Here is a 21985-nt window from a genome sequence, read left to right on the forward strand (position 1 = left end):
CTAGTCCGCGTCGGCGACGCCGGTCGTCACCTCGCGCAGCACGGCGGCCGCCTCGTCGGCGCGGGCCCACCTCGCCCACTCGTACGGACGCGTGCCGTGCACGGCGTCGCGGGCCTCCGGGTCGGCCCCGGCGGACAGCAGGGCACGCACCTGCTCGACGTCGTCCATGAACGCGGCCTCGTGCAGGGCCGTGCGGCCCGCGGGCACGCGGACCGGAGGGAGGTCCGTCGCCACCGACGGGTCGGCGAGGCCGTGGGCCACGAACAGGTCGAGACGGCCCGCGAACCCGTGGTCACGGGCCCAGGCGACCTGCCGGGCCAGCATCTCCTCGACCGTCTCGGCTGTCACGCCGAGACGACGCGTCCACACCTCGGAAGCCGGGCGGCCGAGCCCGCGCGCCAGGAGCAGCTCGAGGTGGGAGTCGTCGCGGCCGAACATCCGGTTGTAGAGCGCCTGCCGGTCGTTCGGGTCGGCGCCGCGGTCGAGCAGCAGCCCGGCGAGCGCGCGCCACTGCGGGTGGCGCGGCTGGCGGGCCGGACCGGACTCGCCCTCGCCGAGGACCCCCGTCAGCGCGGTGAACGGCGTCGGCAGCCCCTGCCACAGGTAGCCGCTGTCCGGGTCGGCCTCGGCGTCGAGCAGCAGGCGCGCGGCTGCGACCGGATCACGTTGCGGCACACGGGAGTACACGAGGTAGAGCAGCGGCGGCCACCGGAAGGGCCCGTCTTCACGGGTGGCGGCAGCGGGGTCCGCGGCGAGGTGGGTGCGCAGCGCGTCCGGGTCACCGGCGACGGCCGCGACGACGACGCCACGCGCCACCAGGCTCGGGTCGGCGTCGAGCATCCGGGCGGCCCGTGCCCAGCGGTCGGGCTCGTCGTCCCCGGAGTAGGTCAGGCACGCGAGCGCCGCCACGGCAGAAGGCGATCCGTCCGGGTGCGGGCCCTCTCCCCCGGCCGCGGTCGTCGGGTCGAGGGCGCCCGGGTCGCGGGTCAGCGGCGCGGCCACGCGCAGGTAGGCCCGGAGGCGGGGCCAGCTCGCGAACCCGTACGTGCGGGCCAGGACCAGCTGGGCGTCGGCCAGGGCGAAGGTCGTCGGATCGTCCGGCGCGCCCGAGGGATGGAGCCGCGCGACGTGATCGACGGCGTCGGGACGGGCGGAACGGACGGCCCTCTGGAGGGCCCGCGCGTCGCGGCGGAACCGCTCGAGGTCGGGGTTGGCGGGCAGGGACAGGGCCATGACGGCCTCCTCTCGTGAGCCCGGGGTGCGCGTCGGGCCGAAAGGAGGTCAGCGGCGTGGTGCAGGTGCCAGCCCCAGGGAGGCTGAGCCCCTTCCCGCGCACCGGAGGCGACCTGGACGCCCACTGGCCAGACTAGTCGTGGGAATCCCCGGGTGCGCGGCATAAGGTGTGCCGGTGGCCGAAGCACCCCTTGACCTGCCTCGCGTCTGGGTGGAGTTCACCGATCCGGCGGACGCCAACCAGCGCTTCCGTCTGGACCTCACGTGGCTCACGAGCAGCTGGACGTGCATCTTCGGGTCCGGCTGCCACGGCATCTACGCCGACCGGCCCGACGACGGCTGCTGCACGCTCGGGGCCCACTTCACCGAGAAGGACGACTGGAAGCGCGTCCAGCGCGCCGTCGAGGACCTCGGCGAGGACGAGTGGCAGTACCACTCCGTCGGCACGGCCACCGGCAGCAAGGACGACTGGACCGAGAAGGAGGACGGCGCCCGCAAGACCAAGGTCGTGGACGGCGCCTGCATCTTCCTCAACCGTCCGGGCTTCCCGGCCGGCGCCGGCTGCGCGCTGCACCAGCACGCCGTGCTCACCGGCGTCCAGCCCCACACGCTCAAGCCCGACGTCTGCTGGCAGCTGCCGATCCGCCGCACCTTCCGCACCGTCGAGCTGCCCGACGACAGCAGCTACCTCGAGGTGACGATCACCGAGTACGACCGTCGCGGCTGGGGTCCCGGTGGCCACGACCTCGACTGGTACTGCTCGGGCAACCCCGAGGCGCACGTCGGCCGCGAGCCGGTGTACCGCTCCAACGAGGCCGAGCTCGTCGAGCTGATGGGGCCCGAGGCCTACGCCGAGCTCGTCATCCGGGCCGAGGCCCACCTGGCCCAGGTCAAGGCCGTCCGGGCCCGCGGCGTCCGCAAGCTGCTGCCGCTGCTCGTCCACCCGGCCACGCTCGACGCCCAGGGCGGGCGCCTGCGGCCCGCGCCGCGTCCGTCGGCCAACGGCTCGACCCCCGCCGCCGGCACGAGCGGTCCGCCGGACGCGTCGGGCGCGGCTCCCGGGGGCACGGCCCGCCCGTCCGTCCCGGGCCGGGCGCCGGCCCGCTCCGGCCGGTCGCGCAAGCGCACCCGGGGCTCGCGGTGAGCGAGGTCATCCCCTCCCCCAACATCTGGGAGAGCCCCGACGTCTACGAGGTCGAGAACCTCGGCGTCGACCGCGACCACGTCATCGAGGCGGCGATGCGCTCGGTGCTCGACTGGTCGGGCGGCGACGTCGTCGACATCGGCTGCGGCACGGGCTTCCACCTGCCGATGTTCGCCACCACGGCCCGTTCGGCCGTCGGGGTCGAACCGCACCCACCGCTGGCCGCCCTTGCGGCAGAACGGGTCTCGGGCCTGCCGAACGCCTCGGTCCGCGAGGAGGGCGCAGCCGCCATCGGCGTCCCCGACGCCTCGTTCGACGTCGCGCACGCGCGGTGGTCCTACTTCTTCGGGCCCGGCTGCGAGCCGGGCCTGGCCGAGCTCGACCGGGTCGTGCGGCCGGGCGGCGCGGCATTCGTCATCGACAACGACGCGACGCGCTCGACGTTCGGCACGTGGTTCCGGCGCGCCCTGCCGAGCTACGACCCCCGGGCCGTCGAGCGGTTCTGGGAACGGCAGGGCTGGTCGCGCGAGCGCCTCGACATCCGGTGGGACCTCGACTCCCGCGAGGACTTCGAGGCGGTCGTCGGCATCGAGTTCGCCCCCGAGCACGCCGACCTCATCCTGGCCGAGCACCCCGACGCCACCGGCGTCGACTACGCCGTCAACCTCTGGTACCGCCGCTACTGACGCGTCCCCGACCTGCCACGCCAGGCACTGCGTGCGCGATCAAGGGCGTCATGGCACCCGCAACCACGCACGGGTCGGCTCGACCTAATTGTCCCTGTGGATGGCGAACGAGGCCGGATCCGCGGCCGACACAGACTGGCGCTATGGGTGCAGCGCCGCAGACTCGACTCTCGGACAGGGTCCTGGCGGCGCGCATCACGGGGCAGGCCGGGCTCGTGACGCGCCGTCAACTGCTCGGCGCGGGTTGGAGCCCGGACGCGATCAAGTGGCGCACCACGACTGGACGCTGGCTCCAGGTGCACCGGGGCGTCTACCTGACGACGCCGGGCCGCCGGGACTGGGACGTCCGGGTCGTCGGTGCCCTCCTCGCGGTCGGCCCACCGAGCTGCCTCACCGGAACGAGCGCGGGCGAGGCCTGGGGCCTCACGATGCGTTCTGATGGCGACGGCGTGCCCTCTCGTGCCGTGGAAGTCCTTGTCCCGCTGGGTCGCAGCGGTCAGGACCTGCCCGGTGTCCTGGTCAGGCGGAGTCGACACTTCTCGACACGGGTGCACCCGACCGCCTGGCCACCTCGGACGACAGCGCCGCACACGGCCTTGGATCTCGCGCTCGGTCACGGTCCGGACCGGGCCATCGCCCTGCTGGCCAAGGTGTGCCAGCTGCGGCTCGCCACCGAGGCCGAGCTCGGCGAGGCGCTGCTGGGACGCCCCACCCAACCCCATCGCCGGATCCTCGCCGAGGCCCTCGGTCTCATCGGCGAGGGCGCCGAGAGCGCCGCAGAGGTCCGTTACGTCCGTGACGTGGAACAGGCCCACGGGCTGCCGACCGGCATCCGGCAGCTACCCGCCCCAGGCGCGCGCTCGCGTGACTCCGCCTACCGCGAGGTCCGGGTTCTCGTGGAGATCGACGGCCGACTGGGTCACGTCGGATGGACGGGACAGCAGCGGGCCAACGTCAGGGATCGCAAGGCAGCGACCGGTGGGCTGCTCACCGTCCGAGGCGGCTGGCCCGACATCGCCGTCACGCCGTGCGCGTTTGCAGCCGACCTCGCCGAGATCTTCCGCGCCCGGGGCTGGCCGGGCCGGCCTCGCCGCTGCGGCGTCGGGTGTCTGGTCGACGAAAGGGCCGCCTGACGAGGCGACTCCCGTGCGTGGTCGTGGGGGTCATGGCGCCGCGAACCACGCACCACACCGGCGAGATCAGCCCGGCCGTCGCGCCGAACGAGGTCAGTCGACGAGGTCGAGGGCGATGTCGACGATCGGCGAGGAGTGGGTCAGGCCGCCGACGGAGATGAAGTCGACGCCGGTCTCGGCGTACTCGCGGGCCACCTCGAGGGTCATGCCGCCGGTGGCCTCGATCTCCACCGGCTCGCCGGCGGCGCGCAGCAGGGCGACCGTCTCGGCCAGCACCGGTACCGTCATGTTGTCGCACATGACGAACCGCGCGCCGGCGTCGTAGGCCTCCTGGGCCTCGGCCGGGGTGGTTACCTCGACCTGCACGTCGACGTCGGGGAAGCGCTCGCGCACGAGGGCGTAGGCCGCGGCCACCGAACCCGCAGCGAGCTTGTGGTTGTCCTTGATCATCGCGACGTCGTAGAGGCCCATGCGCTTGTTCGTGCCGCCGCCGCACCGCACCGCGTACTTCTCGAGCCAGCGCAGCCCGGGCGTCGTCTTGCGGGTGTCGAGGACCAGCGTCGTCGTGCCCTCGAGGGCGTCGGCCCACCGACGCGTGTGGCTCGCGACACCGGACAGGCGGCTGACGATGTTCAGCACGGTGCGCTCAGCCACGAGGATCACCTGGGTGCGGCCGGAGACGCGGGCGATGACGTCGCCGCGCACGACGCGGGTGCCGTCGTCGGCGAGCACCTCGACGGTGGGCGTCGGGAGGTCGAGCCGTTCGGCCACCGCCGCGAGCACCAGCCCGACGACGGGCACGCCGGCTACGACGCCCGGTGCCCGGGCGACGACCTCGGCGACGCGCTCCTGCTCGGCCGGGATCGTGGCCAGCGTCGTGACGTCAAGACCCTGCGGGCCGAGGTCCTCCTCGAGGGCGACCGCGACGACGCGTCGGGCCCACTCCTCGGGGAAGCCGCTCAGGCCGTCGGACGCCGTCGCTGCGGCGGGCTGGTGGGTCACCGGGTCTCCTCAGGTCGTGGATCGGTCTGTGCCACAGGCTCGTCGGCGGCGCGGTCCGCGACACCGGCGTCGAGGTCGAGGCCGTCGAGGTTGCTGCGCGGCACCGGGACGATGGTCGCCACGAGCCGGCCGGACCCCTCGCGCGTCAGGTGCACGTGGTGCAGGAAGCGCTCGTCGTCGCGCGCCGGGAAGTCCTCGCGGACGTGCCCGCCCCGGGTCTCCTCGCGCAGCGCTGCCGCGTGGGTCAGGGCCCGGCCGAGGTGCACGAGGTTCGTCGTCTCCCAGCTCTTTGGGCCGCCCTGCCGGTCGGTGTCGTCCACGGCACGGGCCGAGATCGCCGCGAGCGCCTCCTCGGTGGCCGCGAGCGAGGCCGCCGACCGGACCGTGCCGGCCCCCGCCGTCATCGCCCGCTGCACGTCGAGGCGCCGCTTGCCGCGGACGAGCTCGGGCGGCACGGCGCCGTCGCCGTCCCCACCCTGCACCGGCGCCGTCGGCGGCAGCTCACCCGCACCGAGGCGCGCGGTGAGGTCGTCGGCGATCCGGCGGGCGAAGACGAGGCCCTCGAGCAGCGAGTTGGACGCCAGGCGGTTGGCCCCGTGCACGCCGGTGCACGAGGTCTCGCCGCACGCGTACAGCCCCTCGAGCGAGGTGCGCCCGTGCAGGTCGGTGCGCACGCCCCCGGACGCGTAGTGCTGGGCCGGCGCGACCGGCAGCAGCTGGGTGGCCGGGTCGAAGCCGAGCTCGCGGCACCGGGCGACGATCGAGGGGAAGCGCTGCTCGAGGAACTCTGCACCGAGGTGGCGGCAGTCGAGGTACACGTGGTCGGTGCCGGTCTCGCGCATCCGGCGGATGATCGCGCGGGCCACGACGTCGCGCGGGGCGAGGTCGGCGAGCGGGTGCTGGCCCTGCATGAACCGCTCCCCCGCCTCGTCGACGAGGAAGGCCCCCTCGCCGCGGACGGCCTCGGAGATGAGCGGCTGCTGGCCGCGCGAGCCCTCGCCGAGCCACAGCACCGTCGGGTGGAACTGGACGAACTCGAGGTCGGCGATCACGGCGCCGGCGCGCAGGGCGGCGGCCATGCCGTCGCCGGTCGCGACGGACGGGTTGGTCGTCGAGGCGTAGATCTGGCCGAGGCCACCGGTCGCGAGCACGACGGCCCGGGCGTGCGCCGCCCCGACGCCGTCGACCTGGCCCTCGCCGATGACGTGGAGCGTCACGCCGCAGACGCGCCGGTCGGCGTCGGTGAGCAGGTCGACGACGAGGGCGTGCTCGATGACCTCGATGCCGGGGTCGTCACGGACCCGGTCGAGGGCCGCGATGAGGGCGCGGCTGATCTCGCGGCCGGTCGCGTCGCCGCCGGCGTGCAGGATGCGGTCGCGGTGGTGGCCGCCCTCGCGGGTCAGGGACAGGTCGCCGGCCTCGCCGCGGTCGAAGTCGGCACCGAGGGCGATGAGGTCCCACACCGCGTCGGTGCCCTCGGTGACGAGGGTGCGCACGGCGTCGACATCGCACAGCCCGACGCCGGCCACGAGGGTGTCGTGGATGTGCTCGGCCGGGCTGTCCTCGGGCGACATGACCGCGGCGATGCCGCCCTGGGCCCACGCGGTCGAGCCCTCGTCGAGGACGGTCTTCGTCACGAGCAGGACGCGGTCCACGCGGCGCCGCAGCCGCAGCGCGGTGGTCAGCCCGGCGATGCCGCTGCCGACGACGATGACGTCGGCCGTGGCGGTCCAGCCCGGCTCGGGCGCGCGCAGCCGCCGCGGGATCGTGATGCCGCTGTCGTTCATGAGCACCTTCTCGCTGGGACGTCGGCCGGGGCCCCGGTGGTGGGGCCGTGCCCCATACCGTATGCCGACGGCTCAGCCCTGGTGGGCGTGGTCCCGTTCCGTGACCGCGGAGGTCAGCAGGCCGAAGCCGTCCGGGACGTCGCCCGGGTCGTGGCCCGTCTCGACGATGCGGTTGTCGCGGTCGACGAAGACGACGTTCGGCTCGAAGGTCCGCGCCTCGGCGTCGTCCATCGCGGCGTAGGCGATGATGATGACGGTGTCGCCGGGCGAGATGAGCCGCGCCGCAGCGCCGTTGATGCAGACGATGCCGCTGCCGCGCTCGCCCTCGATGGCGTACGTCGTGAGGCGGTTGCCGTTGTCGACGTCGACGACGTCGACCTGCTGGCCGGGCCATAGGTCGGCCGCGTCGAGGAGGTCGCGGTCGATGGTGAGCGAGCCGACGTAGTGCAGGTCGGCCTGGGTCACGGTGGCGCGATGGATCTTCGAATGGAGCATGAAGCGCTGCACGGTGGATCTGTCCTTGGGAGAGGGGGATTCGGTCGAACGACCGCCGACCGGCCTGCGGGCCGGAGACGGACGCGTCAGGGCTGGGAGAAGACCTCGAGCGCGCCGCCGCCGGGGCCGACGCGCACGGGGAGGTTGTCGATGAGGCGCGTCGTGCCGACGCGGCCGGCGACGGCGAGCAGGGCCTCGCCGCGGTACCACTCGGGCACGTCCTCGAGGGTGTCCGGGTGCACGAGCACGAGGTAGTCGACGAGGGCGAGCGGCTCGCGCACGAGCACCGCGCGGGCCGCGCGCCGTACCGCCGAGGGCCCCTCGGTGGCGGCGTCGGCCCCGGCCCGCAGCGCCGCCGACAGGCACAGCGCGGTCTCGCGGTCGGACGGTGTCAGGTAGGTGTTGCGGCTCGACATCGCCAGGCCGTCGGCCTCGCGCACCGTCGGGACCGACACGACGTTGACCGGGAAGTCGAGGTCGCGGACCATCCGGCGGATGAGCAGCAGCTGCTGGGCGTCCTTCTGCCCGAAGTACGCCGACGTGCAGCGCGTCAGGTGCATGAGCTTGGCGACGACCGTCAGCATGCCGTCGAAGTGGCCGGGCCGGGCCTGGCCCTCGAGGACGTCGCCGAGCGGTCCCGCCGACATGCGCACGCCGGGGTCGCCGTCGGGGTAGATGACATCGGGCGTCGGGGCGAAGACGAGGTCGACCCCGGCGTCGGTGCAGATCTGCAGGTCGGCGTCGAAGGTGCGCGGGTAGCGCGAGAGGTCCTCCTTGGGCCCGAACTGCAGCGGGTTGAGGAAGATCGTCACGACGACGTGCGCGTGGGTCTCGCGGGCGCGCCGGATCAGCGTCGCGTGGCCGTCGTGGAGCGCGCCCATCGTCATGACGACGGCGACGTCGCCGTCGTCGAGACGGGCCCGGGCCTCACGCAGCTCGTCACGCGTGCGCGCGACGACGGGGGTCTGGGTCACGGTCGGTCCTCCTCGCGGGCCAGCAGGTGGAGCAGGGGGTCCGCGACGTCCGCCCGGAGGCGGCCGCTGAGCAGGGCCCGCTGCGCCGTCGCGCGCGCCAGCGCCAGGTAGGTCGGGTGGATGTCCGGGGCCACCGTGCGCAGCATCGCGACGTGCCCGGCCACGGTACCGGCATCGCCGCGCGCCACCGGCCCGGTGAGGGCAGCATCACCCAGCTGGAGGGTGTTGCCCAGCGCCGCGGACAGGAGCGGCTCGAGCACGCGGGCCGGGTCCTCGATGCCGGCCTCGGCGAGCAGCTGCATCGACTGCGCGACGAGGGTGACGAGGTGGTTGGCCCCGTGCGCCAGGGCGGCGTGGTAGGTGACGCGCTCCTGCTCGGGCACCCAGACCGGGTCGCCACCCATCTCGATGACGAGCGCCTCGCCGACCGGTCGCGCGGCGTCGTAGGTGGTGACGCCGAAGCAGCAGTCGTGGAGGCGCTCGAGGTCGACGTGGGTGCCGGTGAAGGTCATCGCCGGGTGCAGCGCGAGGGGCACGATCTCGCTGTCGAGGGCGGTCTCGAAGACGCCGATGCCGTGGGCTCCCGAGGTGTGCACGACGAGCTGGCCCGGCGTGAAGGTGCGCGTGGCGCTCAGGCCCGCGACGAGGTCGGCCAGCGCGTCGTCGGGCACCGCGAGCACGACGAGGTGCGCGCCGGCGACGACGTCGGGGATCGGCTTGACCGGCACGCCCGGCAGCATCCGCTCGGCGCGCTCGAGGCTCGCCTCGCTGACGGCCGAGACGCCGGTGACGTGGTGCCCGGCCCGCGCGAGGGCCGCGCCGAGCACGGCTCCGACGCGTCCGGCACCGACCACGCCGACGTCGAAACGGGCGGGTCGCTCGTGGGGGTCGCCGGTGGGGCTGCTCACCCGCGCACGGTATCGCCTACAGTCGGGCGCCGTGGATGCCCTTCCGTGGCGCGAGGCCTGGCACGCGGCGCTGTATGCGCCCGGACGCGGGTTCTACGTGTCCGGGGGCGGCCCGGCCGAGCACTTCACGACCGCGACGCACGGGCCCCCGGGAGCCGCGCTCGCGCGGGCCCTGCTCGCCCTGCCGCAGCATCCCGTGCGGCTCGTCGTCGACGTCGGCGCGGGGCGCGGCGAGCTCGCGGCGCAGCTGCGCGCGGCCCTCGACGAGACCGACGCGTCCGACGCGTCCGATGAGGGGTCGTCGGTGCGTGTCGTGGCCGTCGACGTCGTCGACCGGCCGGCCGGCCTCGACGAGCGCATCGAGTGGGTCCGCTCCCCCGGCGGCGCCGAGCTCCCGCCGGGGCTCGACGACCTCGAGGACTGCCTCGTCGTCGCGCACGAGTGGCTCGACGTCGTGCCGTGCACGGTGGCCGAGGTCGACGCGTCCGGCGTGCTGCGCGTCGTCCTCGTCGATCCAGCGACCGGGCAGGAGCGCCTCGGCGACCCGCTCGGCGGACCCGACCTCGACTGGGCCCTCGAGCACTGGCCGGCGTCGGCGCGGGGCGACCGGGTCGAGGTGGGCCGCGACCGCGACCTCGCCTGGGCCGGGCTGGTCGCACGGGTCCGCTCGGGCACCCTGGTCGCCGTCGACTACGCCCACACCCGCGGCGCCCGGCCAACGCACGGCACGCTCGTCGGCTACGCGTCCGGCCACCTGACGGCGCCGGTGCCCGACGGCTCGTGCGACGTCACGGCGCACGTCGCCGTCGACACCCTCGACGCCGACGAGACGCCCACCCAACGCGAGGCCCTGCGCCGGCTCGGCGTCACGGCGACCGTCCCGCCGCACGCGCTCGCGACCCAGGACCCGCTCGGCTACCTCGCCGCCCTCGAGCGCACGGGGGCGGAGGCGAGGCTCGTCGACCCCGCCGGCTTCGGTGGGTTCCGGTGGGCGGTGAAGCGGGTCCGCGACGGCGACGTACGCTGATCGGCATGCGTCGTGTGCCCTCACTCCTGCTCGCCCTGGGACTCGCCGCCGGGGTCGTCCTCGGCATCGTCGGGGCGCCGACCGTCGCCTCGGCCCACGACGTCCTCGAGCGCAGCAACCCCTCCGACGGCGCCGCCGTCAACACCCTGCCGGACGCCGTCGAGCTCTCCTTCGCCGAGGCGCCGCTCGCCGTCGGCACGCAGATCGTGGTCACCGGTCCGACGGGCAACGTGGCCGAGGGCAGCCCGACCATCGAGGGCTCGATCGTGCGCCAGAAGCTCGCGGCGACCGCCCCCGGCGGCGACTACACGGTCACCTACCGCGTCACCTCCGACGACGGGCACCCGGTGACCGGCTCCTTCTCCTTCCACGCGATGGTCGGGCTCGACGGGTCGACCGCCACCGCGGGGCCGAGCGTCCACGTGCGACAGGCCGATCCGGCTGCCGACGACTCGTCGTCGGTGTTCGTCCCGGTCCTGCTCACCATCGTCGGCACCTGCGTGCTGCTCGGGGTCGGCGGCTTCCTCGTGCTGCGCAGCCGGCCGACGAAGGACGCCGACCGCCCGTAGCCGGCGCTCAGGCCTCCGGCTGGTGCACGAACCAGCGGTGCCCGAACGGGTCGTGGAAGACGGCCACGCGGCCCAGCCCCGGGTTGTCCTCCGGTCCCCGGTCGAGGGCGGCCCCGGCGTCCACCGCCGACGCGGCCACGGCGTCGCAGTCGGCCACCGTGAGGTGCAGCGAGACCGGATTGCCGCGGCCCGGCTCGGGTGGCGCGACGCCCGCGGAGTCGAAGGCGTCGGACATCATCCACCGCGCGCCGTCGACGTCGAGCTCGCAGTGACCGACGCGGCCGTCGTCCATGACGATCGGCTCGACGGTGACGCGTGCCCCGAGCACCCGCGAGTACCACTCGATCGCGGCGCGGGAGTCCTCGACGCAGATGTACGGGGTCAGCTCGCTCATCGGCTCCTCCTCGGTCGGTCCCCCCAGTCGACCACGTCGGGCGGCCCGCCGGGGGCTCGGTGCCCGGCCGATCAGGCGACGCCGGCGGTCAGAACCAGTCGACGCGCCGGACGCGCTGGGCGCTCTAGGCGCGTTCGAGGACGAGCCGCTCGTAGCCGCGCAGGACGAACGTCGGGCGCCGGTGCTCCTCGACGACGCGGACGGGGCCGAGCCGCCGGAGCAGCGCGCGCACCGAGATCTGCAGCTCCATCCGGGCCAGCGGGGCGCCGAGGCAGAAGTGGATGCCGGCGCCGAAGGCCAGGTGCGGGTTGGGCTCGCGGGCGGCGTCGAAGCGGTCGGGGTCGGTGAAGACGGCCGGGTCGCGGTTGGCGGCGCCGAGCAGGGCCGCGACCTTCTGCCCCTCGCGGATCGTCACGCCGTGCAGCTCGACGTCGGCGGTGGCGGTGCGCTCGAACAGGTGCAGCGGCGAGTCGTGGCGCAGCATCTCCTCGACGAGCCGGGCGACCGCGGCGTCATCGTCGAGCGAGTCGATCACGGCCGCCAGCTGCTCCGGGTCCGCCAGCAGGGACGCCAGGCCGTTGCCGAAGCCGTTGACGCTGGCCTCGTGGCCGGCGTTGAGCAGCAGCACGACCGTGGCGACGAGCTCGCGCCGCGAGAGCCGGTCGCCGCCGTCGCGCTCCTCGACGAGCGCGGTGAGCAGGTCGTCGCCCGGGTGCTCGACCCGTTCGGCCGCGAGCGCCTCGACGTAGGCGGCGAATTCGGCGCACGCGCGCTGGGCCTCGGCCTGCGCCTCCGCGGACGGCGCCACCTCGTACATCCGGACGATGGCCTGCGACCAGTCGCGCAGGCGCTTCCAGTCGGAGGTCGGTGCCCCGAGCAGCTCGCAGATGACGAGGACGGGCAGCGGCTCGGCGTAGGTCTCGATGACGTCGACGCGCTCGTCGGCGTCGAGACGCGCCTCCAGGCCGCTGAGCAGCTCGCCCGCGATCTGCTCGACGCGTGGGCGCAGCCGCTCGATGTGCCCGCGGTTGAAGGCGCCGGCGACGAGGCGGCGCAGCCGGGTGTGCTTCGGCGGCTCGGAGTCGAGGATGGAGTCGGCGTGCAGCCAGTCGAACACCGTCCACGGGTCGTCGTCGGACGCCGCACGCGGCCGGAAGATGCGGCCCAGGCGCCGGTCGCGCAGCACGTCGTTGGCGGCGGCGTGGGTCGTCGTGAGCCACAGGCCGAGGTCGTCGTGCCGGACGATCGGGGCCACCGACCGCAGCTGCGCGAGCGTCGGGTAGGGGTCGGCGACGAACGCCTCGGCGGACAGGTCGAGGGACTGGCTCACGAGGCCACTGTGCCCGACGGCAGCGCCTCCCGGGAGGTGGGGGTCACCAGGTGGCGCTGGGCCATCCGGGCGGCGGGGTGGATGCCGATGACGGCGAGCACGACGATGCCGCCGATGACCGCCCAGCCGGGACCGCCCCACTCCATCGCGAGGTAGGTGTAGGCCGCGGGCGCCCACACGTTGCCGACGGTCTGCCCGAGCCGGCCGGCGCCCTGGTACTCGCCGCGGCGCTCGGGGTCGGACAGCTCGGCCGTCAGGCCCCAGTCGGAGGCGGACTGGAACAGCTCGGCGCCGGTGACGGTGACGTGCCCGACCCACACGAGCACGACCGTGACCCAGCCGACGGTGTCGTGGGTGACGGCGACGATGGCGCACGACGCGACGAAGAACGCCCCGGACACACGGCTCGCGCGCAAGGCGCCCGGCACCGTGTCGGCCCCGCGCGCGGCGGCGACCTGCAGCAGCACGGCCAGGACGGTGTTGGTGCCGAAGAGCCAGGCCAGCAGCACCCGTGGGGCGTCGGTCTCCTCGACGAGCCAGAGCGGGATGACGACGTTGAGCAGCACCTGGTTGGTCGACAGGACGCCCTGGCACAGCTTGGTCAGCAGGAACCCGACGTTGCGCAGGGCGCCACCGCGCCCCGACGCCGGTGTGGGTGCCGACGCCGGTGCCCCGGGTCCCGACGCGTCGGGCGCGTCGGTGCCGCCCCTGGCGGGCGTGCCCGCGACCTCGGCCGCCCCGGGCTGCTCGAGCGCCTCCTCGACCTCGAGCGGGACCGTGCCGGCGCCGCCCTGGACGGCATCGGGCAGCCGCGTGATGAGCAGGGCGTTGACCGCGAGGATGGCCGCGGTGAGCAGCGGCACGGCCGTGATGACGGCGTCGCTGCCCGTGGCGAGGGCCACGCCGCCGAGGAGGGCACCGAGCGTGAAGCCGATGTTGAGGGCGCTGCGCATGAAGGCCAGCGAGCGGACGCGCTCCTCCCGCGAGAACACGTCGAGCGTGTACGCACCACGACCGGCGCCCGCGGCGGCGCCGATGAGCTCGATGACGGTGATGACCGCGACGTAGGCGGCGAAGCCGTGGATGACCGGGTAGGCGAGGTAGACGAGGGCCTCGAGCAGGGCGCCCAGCGCCCAGACCCGCTTGGGCCCGAACCGGTCGGCGAGGCGGCCGAGCGGCAGCGCGAGGCAGAAGGTGATGACGCCGGCGATGGTGAGGCCGAGGCCGACCTGGGCGGCGCTCAGCCCGACGATGTGGGTGAAGAAGACCGCGTTGCCGGTGAGGAAGACGCCCTCGCCGACCGCGAAGAGGATCGACTGCGCGCTGAGGCGGCGGGCGAGCGGGCTCGGCGGCAGAAGTCGGGCGACGCGGTCGCGCATCGGAGCATCAGACCACAGGGTGGCGACACCCGGCCCGTCCTTTTCGTCCGGCTCCGTCCGGTCGACGGCGACGGCCCCACGGCGGCGGTGCCCGGCACGGCACGGCATACTCGGGCACATGGCCCCCGCGTCCGACGCCCCCGGCACGACCACGGCCCCGACGCGCCGCCAGGCCCTGACCGTCGGCGTCGGGGCCGGTGGCCTCGCCACCGCCGACATGGTCCTCAACATCGGTCCGCAGCACCCCGCGACGCACGGCGTCCTGCGGCTGCGCATCGTCGTCGACGGCGAGCGCATCGTCACCGCCGAGCCCGTGATCGGCTACATGCACCGCGGCGCCGAGAAGCTCTTCGAGGTGCGCGACTACCGCCAGATCATCGTGCTGGCCAACCGCCACGACTGGCTCTCGGCGTTCTCCAACGAGCTCGGCGTCGTCCTCGGCGTCGAGCAGATGCTCGGCATGGAGGTGCCCGAACGGGCCGTCTGGGCGCGCACCCTGCTCGCCGAGCTCAACCGGGTGCTCAACCACCTGATGTTCCTCGGCTCCTACCCGCTCGAGCTCGGCGCCATCACGCCCGTCTTCCACGCGTTCCGCGAGCGCGAGGAGCTGCAGGCCGTGATGGAGGAGGTGTCGGGCGGGCGGATGCACTTCATGTTCAACCGCGTCGGCGGCCTCAAGGAGGACCTCCCCGCCGGCTGGCTCGGCCGGGCCGGCCACGCCGTCGAGAGCGTCCGGCGGCGCCTGCCCGCCCTCGAGCGGCTCGTCGTCGGCAACGAGATCCTCGAGGGCCGCACCCGCGGCGTCGGGGTGCTCGCCCGCGCGACGGCCCTCGCCTACGGCGTCTCCGGGCCGATCGCGCGCGCCAGCGGCGTCGACGTCGACCTGCGCCGCGACACCCCCTACCTCGCCTACGGCGAGCTGTTCGCCGATGGCGGTCCCGGACGCGTCGTCACCCGCACCGCCGGTGACTGCCTGGCCCGCCTCGAGGTGCTCCTCGAGCAGGTGCACGTGTCGCTCGACCTCGCCGAGGCGTGCCTCGACCGGCTCGTCGCCCTGCCGCAGGGCCCGATCAACGTCAAGCTGCCCAAGGTGCTCAAGGTGCCCGAGGGCCAGCTCTACTGCGCCACCGAGAACCCGCTCGGGTTCAACGGCTACTACCTCGTCTCCCGCGGCGAGAAGACGCCGTGGCGGCTCAAGCTGCGCTCGGCCTCGTTCAACAACGTCTCGGTGCTGACCGAGATGCTGCCGGGCCAGCTCATCGCCGACATGGTCGCCATCCTCGGCTCGATGTTCTTCGTCGTCGGCGACGTGGACAAGTGAGGGGCGCCGTGGGAACCGGGACGGGACGACGCGTCGGGCGCGACATGTGGCTGCGCGCGGCCGCCGTCGCCGTCATCACGGCGTCGGTGACGCTCGCCGCGGCGTGCTCCGACGAGGACACCGTCGACACCATCCCGCCGCCCTGGCCGGCGCGCACGACGACGCCCGACGGCCCGCCCGGGCCGCCGCGCACGAGCGCCACAACCTCGACGATCACGCCGGTCTCGCCCACGTCGACGAGGCCGCCGGTGCTCACCACCGCCCGTTAGCCCGTCCGACGCGGGTCGGCACCCTCACATCGTCTCGGTGAGGAACCGTCCCGTCTGCACGTCGACGACCGGGCGCGTCCCCAGCGGTCGCGACAGCGGGACGAGACTCGGCGTCGCGTGGCCCGCCGCGTGACAGGTGCCGCCGGTCCACGGCTGCGACGAGCCGCCGACGACGACGAGGTCGGGTGTCTCGAGCACGTGCGAGACGATCTGCAGGTCGCACGAGCCGTGCTCGACCGCCACCTCGACGCCATTGCCGGGGCGGCCGCGCGCCCACGCGGCCCCCAGCACGTGGTAGTCGTAGTCGTCGAAGACCATGGTCAGCGGCAGGTCGGGCAGCGATGCCTCGCTCGCGGCGACCACCTGGTAGGGCGTCGTCAGCCCGTCGGCCCAGAACCGCCACACCGGCACCGACGCCGGCCCGCGGCTCGTCGCGAGCGTCACCCGGCCCAGGTCGGCGCGGTTCACCACCGGGCACGGGCCGCCGGGGTCGCCGTCGCAGCCGATGCCGTGCTTCAGCACCCACACCAGCGTGTCGGGCGCACTCATGAGGTCGACGGGCTGGGTGCCCCCGTGCACGAGCGTGACCGTACCGGACCGCGCTGCCCCGGACAGGTCGGGACCTGCCCGGAAGGCGTACGAGCCGAAGGCGGTCTTGGTGGCGTCGTCGGGGTAACCCGTCTCGACGATGCGCGGGGACAGCAGCGCCAGCGAGGCGCTGTAGGCGCGCACGGCACCGCTGGCCCGCAGACGGTCGACGGCCTGTTGGGCCCGCGCGCGAAAGGCGGCGCTGGCCGTCGGCTCGAACGGGACGGCGCTGGGCGCGTCGGAGGCATCGACCCCTCGGACGCGTTCGAGCGGCGTCGCCGCGCCGGCGCCTCCGGACGACGCGCTGCACCCCGCCAGCGCGACGACGGCGACCGCGAGGCTCGCCACGACGGCGCGTGACCGCGCCCGCCCACGGTGCGTGCGACCGTGGCCTCCACTCCCCCGTGACTGCATGTCCTGATGACACCACAGCAGGGTGGTTCCGTTGCGCTGATGCCTCGAAGCGGGCGCTGGTCCGCCTGCGCCCTCCGTCACTGCTCAGCGAGAGTGAGCACTGACGCAGGGTGGTTGGCAGAGCGGGTCAGGCCTTGGGGTCGTGGCCGTTGCCGGGGTGGTCGTCCTCGTCGCCGGGGCGCAGGCGGCACCAGCGCTGCACGAGCATCCCGGCGGCAGAGAGCAGGACGGCCACGACCGCGTGCGCGACGAACGGCCAGATGCGGTCGCGCTGGGACTGGACGTCGGCGTCGGGCAGCAGGACGAGCACGTTGGCGACGTACCAGCCCACGAGGGCGGCACCGGTGAGGGCGGCCGCCTGCCCGAGCACGAGGGTGCGGGCCGCGCGCAGCGGCGTCACGTGCGGCTGGGCGAGGCCGTCACGGACCTTGCGCACCTGCCAGCCGGCGACGACGAGGCCGCCACCGAGGAAGAGCATGGCGACGAGGCCGATCCACCCCGGGTCGGGCACGCCGCGGCCGCCGCCGGCCACCGAACGGAGCCCGAGCCAGGCCAGGACCGTGACGACGAGGCCGGTCAGCACCAGGGCGGTGACCCGGATGCCGGAGTGCGGTCTCACAGCTGCTCCCAGGCGGGGCCGGGCCGGACGCCGGACCGGTCGAGACCCTCCAGGAGGTCCTCGACGGGCCGGATGCCGTGGCGCCCCTCGCCGACCCGCAGGCTGGCGCGGGGGTCGACCGCGAGCCACGGCACGAGGACGAAGGCGCGCTCGTGCGCGCGAGGGTGCGGCAGGGTGAGCCGCGCGTCGTCGCGCACCACCTCGCGGTGGCCGCCGGGACGCCCGTACTGGACGAGGTCGAGGTCGAGGGTCCGCGCGCCCCAGCGGACGTCGCGGGTGCGACCGTGGTCGGCCTCGATGCGGTGCAGCTCGGCGAGCAGGTCGGTGGGGTGCAGCAGGGAGCGGCCCACGACGACGGCGTTGAGGAACTCGGGCTGGTCGGGACCGCCCACCGGGTCGGTGGCGACGATGTCGGACACCCCGGTGACCGTCATGCCGGGCAGTGCCGTGAGGGCCGCGACGGCGTCGGTCAGGGTGTGGGCGCGGTCGCCGAGGTTGGTGCCGAGCGCGATGACGACCTGGGCGGCGTTGGTGCGGGTGACCCTGACCTGGACGTCGGTGAACGGGTGGCCGACCGGCGCCTCGGGCTTGTGCACGACGACCTCGACGGTGTGGACGAGGTCGTGGCGCAGCACGTCGTCGGCGATGACCTCGGCGAGGCGTTCGATGAGGTCGAAGGAGGGCCCGGTGATGCGCGCGACGACGTCGCCCGCCACCTCGGCGTAGTTGACCGTGGCCCCGAGCGCATCGGTGCGGCCGGCCGGCTCGAGGTCGAGCATCATCGTCACGTCGACGAGGAACGTCTGGCCGTCGCGCTTCTCGCTCGCGAGGACTCCGTGGTGGCCGCGCGCCGTCACTCCCTGCAGCACGATCCGGTCGGGCATCGGTCGGTTCTCCTCCGTCGTTCTCATCGGGTGGGTGGCTGTCGCCGGGTCAGTCGGCGAGGTCCTCGGGGGCGTGGTCGAGGGCCGCCTGGACGACGGCCAGGGCCCGCACGGTGGAGGCGACGTCGTGGACCCGGACGCACCACAGGCCCGCCATCGCGGCCATGACCGACGTGGCGGTGGTCTCGACGTCGCGCTCGGCGGCGGGGCGCGGGGCCTCGTCGGCGCCGCGACCGAGCCGGCCCAGGAAGGTCTTGCGCGAGGCGCCGAGCAGGATCGGGTGGCCCAGGCCGTGCAGCACCGGCAGCGCCGCGATGAGGGCCCAGTTGTGCTCGGCCGTCTTGGCGAAGCCGAGGCCCGGGTCGAGCACGAGCCGCTCGGGTGCGATGCCGGCCTCGAGCAGCTCGTCGCGGCGGGCCGAGAGCTCGTCGAGCACCTCGCCGACGACGTTGCCGTACACGGCCCGCGACTGCATCTGGGTGCTGTGGCCGCGCCAGTGCATCGCGACGAACGGCCAGCCGGCCGCCGCGACGAGCGGCACCATCTCGGGGTCGGCGAGCCCGCCCGAGACGTCGTTGACGATCGTGGCCCCGGCCTCGACGGCGGCCGCGGCCACCTCGGCCCGCATCGTGTCGACCGACACGACGGCACCGCGGGCGCTCAGCGCCTCGATGACGGGCACGACGCGGCGCAGCTCCTCGGCCACGGACGGACGCTCGGCGCCCGGACGCGTCGACTCGCCACCGACGTCGACGACGTCGGCGCCGGCCGCGAGCACCTCGAGCCCGTGCGCGATCGCCGCGTCGGGCTCGAACCACTCGCCGCCGTCGGAGAAGGAGTCGGGCGTGACGTTGACGACCCCCATGACGAGGGTGCGCTCGGTGGTGGCCAGCAGCTCCTCGGCGGGAGAGCCCGCTCCCGGCTCCGCGTAGCGTCCGCTCACTTGTTGCCCTCGAGCATGAGCGCCATGGCCTCCGCTCGAGTGGCCGGGTCGCGGAGCTGGCCGCGGACGGCCGAGGTGAGGGTGGAGGCGCCCGGCTTGCGGATGCCGCGCATCGACATGCACAGGTGCTCGGCCTGGATGACGACGATGACGCCCTGCACGTCGAGGTGCTCGACGAGCGAGTCGGCGATCTGCGAGGTGAGCCGCTCCTGCACCTGCGGGCGCCGGGCGAACACCTCGACGAGCCGGGCCAGCTTCGACAGGCCGGTCACCCGCCCGTGCTTGTCCGGGATGTAGCCGATGTGCGCCACGCCGTGGAACGGCACGAGGTGGTGCTCGCACGTGCTGTAGAGCTCGATGTCGCGGACGATGACGAGCTCTTGGTGGTCGATGGAGAACGTCGTGCTGAGCACCGACTCGGCCGTCTGGTCGAGTCCGGCGAAGATCTCGGCGTAGGCCCGGGCGACGCGGCCCGGCGTGTCGCGCAGGCCCTCGCGCTCGGGGTCCTCACCGACGGCGAGCAGCAGCTCGCGGACCGCGGCCTCGGCGCGCGCGTGGTCGACCGCCACCCGTCAGCCCTTCTCGTGGGGGTTGACCGGACGGTCGTCCGGCACCTCGATGACCTCCTCGGCCGGGTGCTCCTCGGCGAGCGGGTGCGCACCGACGGACGCGGCCTCGTCGATCTTCTCCTCGAGCGCGCGGTCGGGGGCGACCGGCGGCGGGAGGTGGCCGTTCTGGCCCGAGCCGTTCTGCGAGGCGGCGATCTCGGCGGGCGTCAGGACCGGCGGACGGTCGCCGGGCACGCGCGTCTGCGAGGACAGCCACGTCGGGCGCTCGGGCACCCGGACGACGGCCGTGAAGACCTCGGCGAGCTCGGCCTGGTTGAGCGTCTCCTTCTCGAGCAGCTCGAGGACGAGGCGGTCCAGGACGTCGCGGTTCTGGTTGATCGCCGCGTAGGCCTCGTCGTGGGCCGCCTCGATGAGCTTGCGGACCTCCTCGTCGACGACGCTCGCGACGCGCTCGGAGTAGTCGCGCTCGTGGCCCATGTCGCGGCCGAGGAAGACCTCGCCGTTGGACTGGCCGAGCTTGATGGCACCGATGCGCTCGCTCATGCCGAACTCGGTGATCATCTTGCGGGCCATGCCGGTGGCCTTCTCGATGTCGTTGCTCGCACCGGTGGTCGGCTCGTGGAAGACGATCTCCTCCGCGACGCGTCCGCCGAGGGCGTACGAGAGCTGGTCGAGGATCTCGTTGCGGGTCGTCGAATACTTGTCGTCCACGGGCATGACCATCGTGTAGCCGAGGGCGCGGCCGCGCGGCAGGATCGTCACCTTGGTCACCGGGTCGGTGTGGTTGAGCGCCGCGGCGACGAGGGCGTGGCCGCCCTCGTGGTAGGCCGTGATCTTGCGCTCCTTGGCCGACATGATGCGGGTGCGCTTCTGCGGGCCGGCGATGACGCGGTCGATGGCCTCGTCGAGCGCGACGTTGTCGATGACCTTCTTGTCGCTGCGCGCGGTGAGCAGGGCGGCCTCGTTGAGGACGTTGGCGAGGTCGGCACCGGTGAAGCCGGGCGTGCGGCGCGCGACGGCGAGCAGGTCGACGTCGCCGGCCATCGGCTTGCCCTGGGCGTGCACCTCGAGGATGCGGTGGCGGCCGATCATGTCGGGCGAGTCGACGGCGATCTGGCGGTCGAAGCGGCCCGGGCGCAGCAGGGCCGGGTCGAGGATGTCGGGGCGGTTGGTCGCCGCGATGAGGATGACGTTGGTCTTGACGTCGAAGCCGTCCATCTCGACGAGCAGCTGGTTGAGCGTCTGCTCGCGCTCGTCGTGGCCGCCGCCCAGGCCGGCGCCGCGGTGGCGACCGACGGCGTCGATCTCGTCGACGAAGACGATGGCCGGCGCGTTGGCCTTGGCCTGCTCGAAGAGGTCGCGGACGCGGCTGGCGCCGACGCCGACGAACATCTCGACGAAGTCCGAACCGGAGATCGAGTAGAACGGCACCCCGGCCTCGCCGGCGACGGCCCGCGCGAGGAGCGTCTTGCCGGTACCGGGCTGGCCGTAGAGCAGGACGCCCTTGGGGATCTTGGCGCCGACGGCGAGGAACTTGGCCGGTTCCTGGAGGAACTCCTTGATCTCCTGGAGCTCCTCGATGGCCTCGTCGCAGCCGGCGACGTCGGCGAAGGTGACCTTCGGGGTGTCCTTGGTGGCCAGCTTGGCGCGCGACTTGCCGAACTGCATGACGCGGTTGCCGCCGCCCTGCATCTGGCCCATGAGGAACCAGAAGATCGCGAGGATGACGATGATCGGCAGGATCGAGAACAGCAGCGAGCCGAACCAGCTCTGCTGCTCGATGTAGTCGTCGGTGCCCTGCGGCGGGGCCTTGGCGTCGAGCGCCTTGACGACGTCGGTCGCGCGGGCGTCGACGTAGTAGGCGTAGACCGACGTGGCGTCCTTCACCGACCCGTCGGGCGACGTGTACGGCTTGGCGAGCGTCAGCTCCATCCGCTCGTTGTTGATGAGCTTGGCCGACGTGACGTTGCCGCTCGTGATCTGCTTCATCGCCTCGGAGGTGTCGATCCGTGGCGGGCCGGACTGCGAGAACATCATGCCGAAGACGAGCGCGCTGATGAGGACCAAGATCCACAGCAGTGGGGTGCGCAGAATCCGCTTAGCGTCCATGTACGTGCGGGGCTGGGCAGCCCCGGTCCTCCTGCTCGTCCGGTGAGTTCGTCCTCCGGCACAACGTCCGGCGAACTACCAGTGTTCCGCATCCGGCCGGTGCCTGACCAACCAGCCCGTACCCGTTCGGGCGGCGGCGCCAAAACCGGTTGCCGCCCACGGTCGCCGGTTGCTGGACTGGTGCCACCGCCCGACCGGGCGGGAGCGC

Annotated in this window: 21 protein-coding genes and 1 pseudogene; 7 read left to right on the forward strand and 15 right to left on the reverse strand. The window is 73.9% G+C overall.

The annotated features are described in order from the left end of the window. Complete coding sequence (locus BIV28_RS07080; protein WP_076260524.1) at positions 1 to 1233, reverse strand: ankyrin repeat domain-containing protein; 1233 nt, start codon at positions 1231 to 1233, stop codon at positions 1 to 3. A 175-nt stretch (positions 1234 to 1408) separates the two neighbouring features. On the opposite strand from BIV28_RS07080, the pseudogene BIV28_RS07085 reads away from it, so the two are divergent. The 3 genes and pseudogenes from BIV28_RS07085 to BIV28_RS07095 form a co-directional block, all read left to right on the forward strand. After that, positions 1409 to 2203, forward strand: a pseudogene (locus tag BIV28_RS07085) (DUF3109 family protein); the annotation flags it as partial. A gap of 170 nt (positions 2204 to 2373) precedes the next feature. Next, positions 2374 to 3063 (forward strand): class I SAM-dependent methyltransferase, encoded by a 690-nt coding sequence (locus tag BIV28_RS07090; protein ID WP_076260525.1) that lies wholly within the window; start codon positions 2374 to 2376, stop codon positions 3061 to 3063. A gap of 143 nt (positions 3064 to 3206) precedes the next feature. Beyond that, entirely contained in the window at positions 3207 to 4196 is a 990-nt protein-coding gene (locus BIV28_RS07095) for a type IV toxin-antitoxin system AbiEi family antitoxin domain-containing protein (RefSeq protein ID WP_076260527.1), read from the forward strand. A gap of 93 nt (positions 4197 to 4289) precedes the next feature. Here BIV28_RS07095 and nadC read toward each other — a convergent pair whose 3' ends face one another. From nadC to BIV28_RS07120, 5 genes are all read right to left on the reverse strand, one after another. Continuing rightward, the gene (gene nadC, locus BIV28_RS07100) at positions 4290 to 5198 is read right to left on the reverse strand and encodes a carboxylating nicotinate-nucleotide diphosphorylase (RefSeq protein WP_423221532.1); all 909 of its coding nucleotides are present in this window, start codon (positions 5196 to 5198) and stop codon (positions 4290 to 4292) included. After that, positions 5195 to 6985, reverse strand: a complete 1791-nt coding sequence (locus tag BIV28_RS07105) for an L-aspartate oxidase (RefSeq protein ID WP_083707119.1) — start codon at positions 6983 to 6985, stop codon at positions 5195 to 5197. The genes nadC and BIV28_RS07105 overlap by 4 nt, the downstream gene beginning before the upstream one ends. Positions 6986 to 7057: 72 nt before the next feature. Then, entirely contained in the window at positions 7058 to 7492 is a 435-nt protein-coding gene (gene panD / locus BIV28_RS07110) for an aspartate 1-decarboxylase (RefSeq protein ID WP_076260529.1), read from the reverse strand. A 74-nt stretch (positions 7493 to 7566) separates the two neighbouring features. Further along, on the reverse strand, positions 7567 to 8454 hold the full coding sequence (panC, locus tag BIV28_RS07115) for a pantoate--beta-alanine ligase (protein ID WP_076260531.1): 888 nt from the start codon (positions 8452 to 8454) through the stop codon (positions 7567 to 7569). Beyond that, entirely contained in the window at positions 8451 to 9362 is a 912-nt protein-coding gene (locus BIV28_RS07120; protein ID WP_076260532.1) for a Rossmann-like and DUF2520 domain-containing protein, read from the reverse strand. Before BIV28_RS07120 ends, panC begins: the two co-directional genes overlap by 4 nt. Before the next feature lie 31 nt (positions 9363 to 9393). Between BIV28_RS07120 and BIV28_RS07125 the strand changes: the two genes are divergently transcribed. Both BIV28_RS07125 and BIV28_RS07130 read left to right on the forward strand, forming a co-directional pair. Next, positions 9394 to 10389 carry an SAM-dependent methyltransferase gene (locus tag BIV28_RS07125; RefSeq protein WP_207555826.1) on the forward strand — a complete coding sequence of 332 codons (996 nt, stop codon included), beginning with the start codon at positions 9394 to 9396 and terminating at the stop codon, positions 10387 to 10389. A 5-nt stretch (positions 10390 to 10394) separates the two neighbouring features. Next, positions 10395 to 10958 (forward strand): copper resistance CopC family protein, encoded by a 564-nt coding sequence (locus tag BIV28_RS07130; protein WP_076260534.1) that lies wholly within the window; start codon positions 10395 to 10397, stop codon positions 10956 to 10958. 7 nt (positions 10959 to 10965) lie between these two features. Here the strand turns inward: BIV28_RS07130 and BIV28_RS07135 are convergent, their stop codons facing one another. From BIV28_RS07135 to BIV28_RS07145, 3 genes are all read right to left on the reverse strand, one after another. After that, the gene (locus BIV28_RS07135; RefSeq protein WP_076260535.1) at positions 10966 to 11352 is read right to left on the reverse strand and encodes a VOC family protein; all 387 of its coding nucleotides are present in this window, start codon (positions 11350 to 11352) and stop codon (positions 10966 to 10968) included. Positions 11353 to 11476: 124 nt separating this feature from the next. After that, positions 11477 to 12682, reverse strand: coding sequence for a cytochrome P450 (locus tag BIV28_RS07140; protein WP_076260537.1), 1206 nt, complete (start codon positions 12680 to 12682; stop codon positions 11477 to 11479). Next, positions 12679 to 14061 (reverse strand): MFS transporter, encoded by a 1383-nt coding sequence (locus BIV28_RS07145; protein WP_083707120.1) that lies wholly within the window; start codon positions 14059 to 14061, stop codon positions 12679 to 12681. Before BIV28_RS07145 ends, BIV28_RS07140 begins: the two co-directional genes overlap by 4 nt. A 118-nt stretch (positions 14062 to 14179) precedes the next feature. On the opposite strand from BIV28_RS07145, the gene BIV28_RS07150 reads away from it, so the two are divergent. Together BIV28_RS07150 and BIV28_RS07155 are read left to right on the forward strand one after the other, a co-directional pair. Then, entirely contained in the window at positions 14180 to 15382 is a 1203-nt protein-coding gene (locus BIV28_RS07150) for an NADH-quinone oxidoreductase subunit D (protein ID WP_076260538.1), read from the forward strand. Between the two features lie 8 nt (positions 15383 to 15390). Then, the gene (locus BIV28_RS07155; protein ID WP_207555827.1) at positions 15391 to 15651 is read left to right on the forward strand and encodes a hypothetical protein; all 261 of its coding nucleotides are present in this window, start codon (positions 15391 to 15393) and stop codon (positions 15649 to 15651) included. Positions 15652 to 15675: 24 nt separating this feature from the next. On the opposite strand, the gene BIV28_RS07160 is transcribed toward BIV28_RS07155, so the two are convergent. From BIV28_RS07160 to ftsH, 6 genes are all read right to left on the reverse strand, one after another. Next, positions 15676 to 16587 (reverse strand): hypothetical protein, encoded by a 912-nt coding sequence (locus BIV28_RS07160; RefSeq protein ID WP_076260541.1) that lies wholly within the window; start codon positions 16585 to 16587, stop codon positions 15676 to 15678. Between the two features lie 193 nt (positions 16588 to 16780). After that, positions 16781 to 17272, reverse strand: a complete 492-nt coding sequence (locus tag BIV28_RS07165; protein WP_076260543.1) for a DUF3180 domain-containing protein — start codon at positions 17270 to 17272, stop codon at positions 16781 to 16783. Then, on the reverse strand, positions 17269 to 18156 hold the full coding sequence (gene folK / locus BIV28_RS07170) for a 2-amino-4-hydroxy-6-hydroxymethyldihydropteridine diphosphokinase (protein ID WP_076260544.1): 888 nt from the start codon (positions 18154 to 18156) through the stop codon (positions 17269 to 17271). The genes BIV28_RS07165 and folK overlap by 4 nt, the downstream gene beginning before the upstream one ends. Positions 18157 to 18205: 49 nt before the next feature. Continuing rightward, positions 18206 to 19021 carry a dihydropteroate synthase gene (folP, locus tag BIV28_RS07175; protein WP_083707134.1) on the reverse strand — a complete coding sequence of 272 codons (816 nt, stop codon included), beginning with the start codon at positions 19019 to 19021 and terminating at the stop codon, positions 18206 to 18208. A gap of 74 nt (positions 19022 to 19095) precedes the next feature. Further along, a complete protein-coding gene (gene folE, locus BIV28_RS07180; RefSeq protein WP_076260546.1) occupies positions 19096 to 19668 on the reverse strand; it encodes a GTP cyclohydrolase I FolE in 573 nt (190 codons plus the stop codon). A 3-nt stretch (positions 19669 to 19671) separates the two neighbouring features. Then, positions 19672 to 21777 (reverse strand): ATP-dependent zinc metalloprotease FtsH, encoded by a 2106-nt coding sequence (gene ftsH / locus BIV28_RS07185; RefSeq protein WP_076260548.1) that lies wholly within the window; start codon positions 21775 to 21777, stop codon positions 19672 to 19674. Positions 21778 to 21985 lie beyond the last annotated feature (208 nt).

This window comes from Intrasporangium flavum (genome assembly GCF_001956915.1).
GTDB lineage: Bacteria > Actinomycetota > Actinomycetes > Actinomycetales > Dermatophilaceae > Monashia > Monashia flava.

What these genes read in the sequence shown, in the direction of transcription:
- ftsH (WP_076260548.1), bottom strand. Translation starts at nt 21,777, where the DNA reads ATGGACGCTAAGCGGATTCTGCGCACCCCACTGCTGTGGATCTTGGTC.
- folK (WP_076260544.1), bottom strand. Translation starts at nt 18,156, where the DNA reads ATGCCCGACCGGATCGTGCTGCAGGGAGTGACGGCGCGCGGCCACCAC.
- BIV28_RS07135 (WP_076260535.1), bottom strand. Translation starts at nt 11,352, where the DNA reads ATGAGCGAGCTGACCCCGTACATCTGCGTCGAGGACTCCCGCGCCGCG.
- BIV28_RS07150 (WP_076260538.1), top strand. Translation starts at nt 14,180, where the DNA reads ATGGCCCCCGCGTCCGACGCCCCCGGCACGACCACGGCCCCGACGCGC.
- BIV28_RS07105 (WP_083707119.1), bottom strand. Translation starts at nt 6,985, where the DNA reads ATGAACGACAGCGGCATCACGATCCCGCGGCGGCTGCGCGCGCCCGAG.
- BIV28_RS07130 (WP_076260534.1), top strand. Translation starts at nt 10,395, where the DNA reads ATGCGTCGTGTGCCCTCACTCCTGCTCGCCCTGGGACTCGCCGCCGGG.
- BIV28_RS07080 (WP_076260524.1), bottom strand. Translation starts at nt 1,233, where the DNA reads ATGGCCCTGTCCCTGCCCGCCAACCCCGACCTCGAGCGGTTCCGCCGC.
- BIV28_RS07095 (WP_076260527.1), top strand. Translation starts at nt 3,207, where the DNA reads ATGGGTGCAGCGCCGCAGACTCGACTCTCGGACAGGGTCCTGGCGGCG.
- BIV28_RS07145 (WP_083707120.1), bottom strand. Translation starts at nt 14,061, where the DNA reads ATGCGCGACCGCGTCGCCCGACTTCTGCCGCCGAGCCCGCTCGCCCGC.
- folP (WP_083707134.1), bottom strand. Translation starts at nt 19,021, where the DNA reads ATGGGGGTCGTCAACGTCACGCCCGACTCCTTCTCCGACGGCGGCGAG.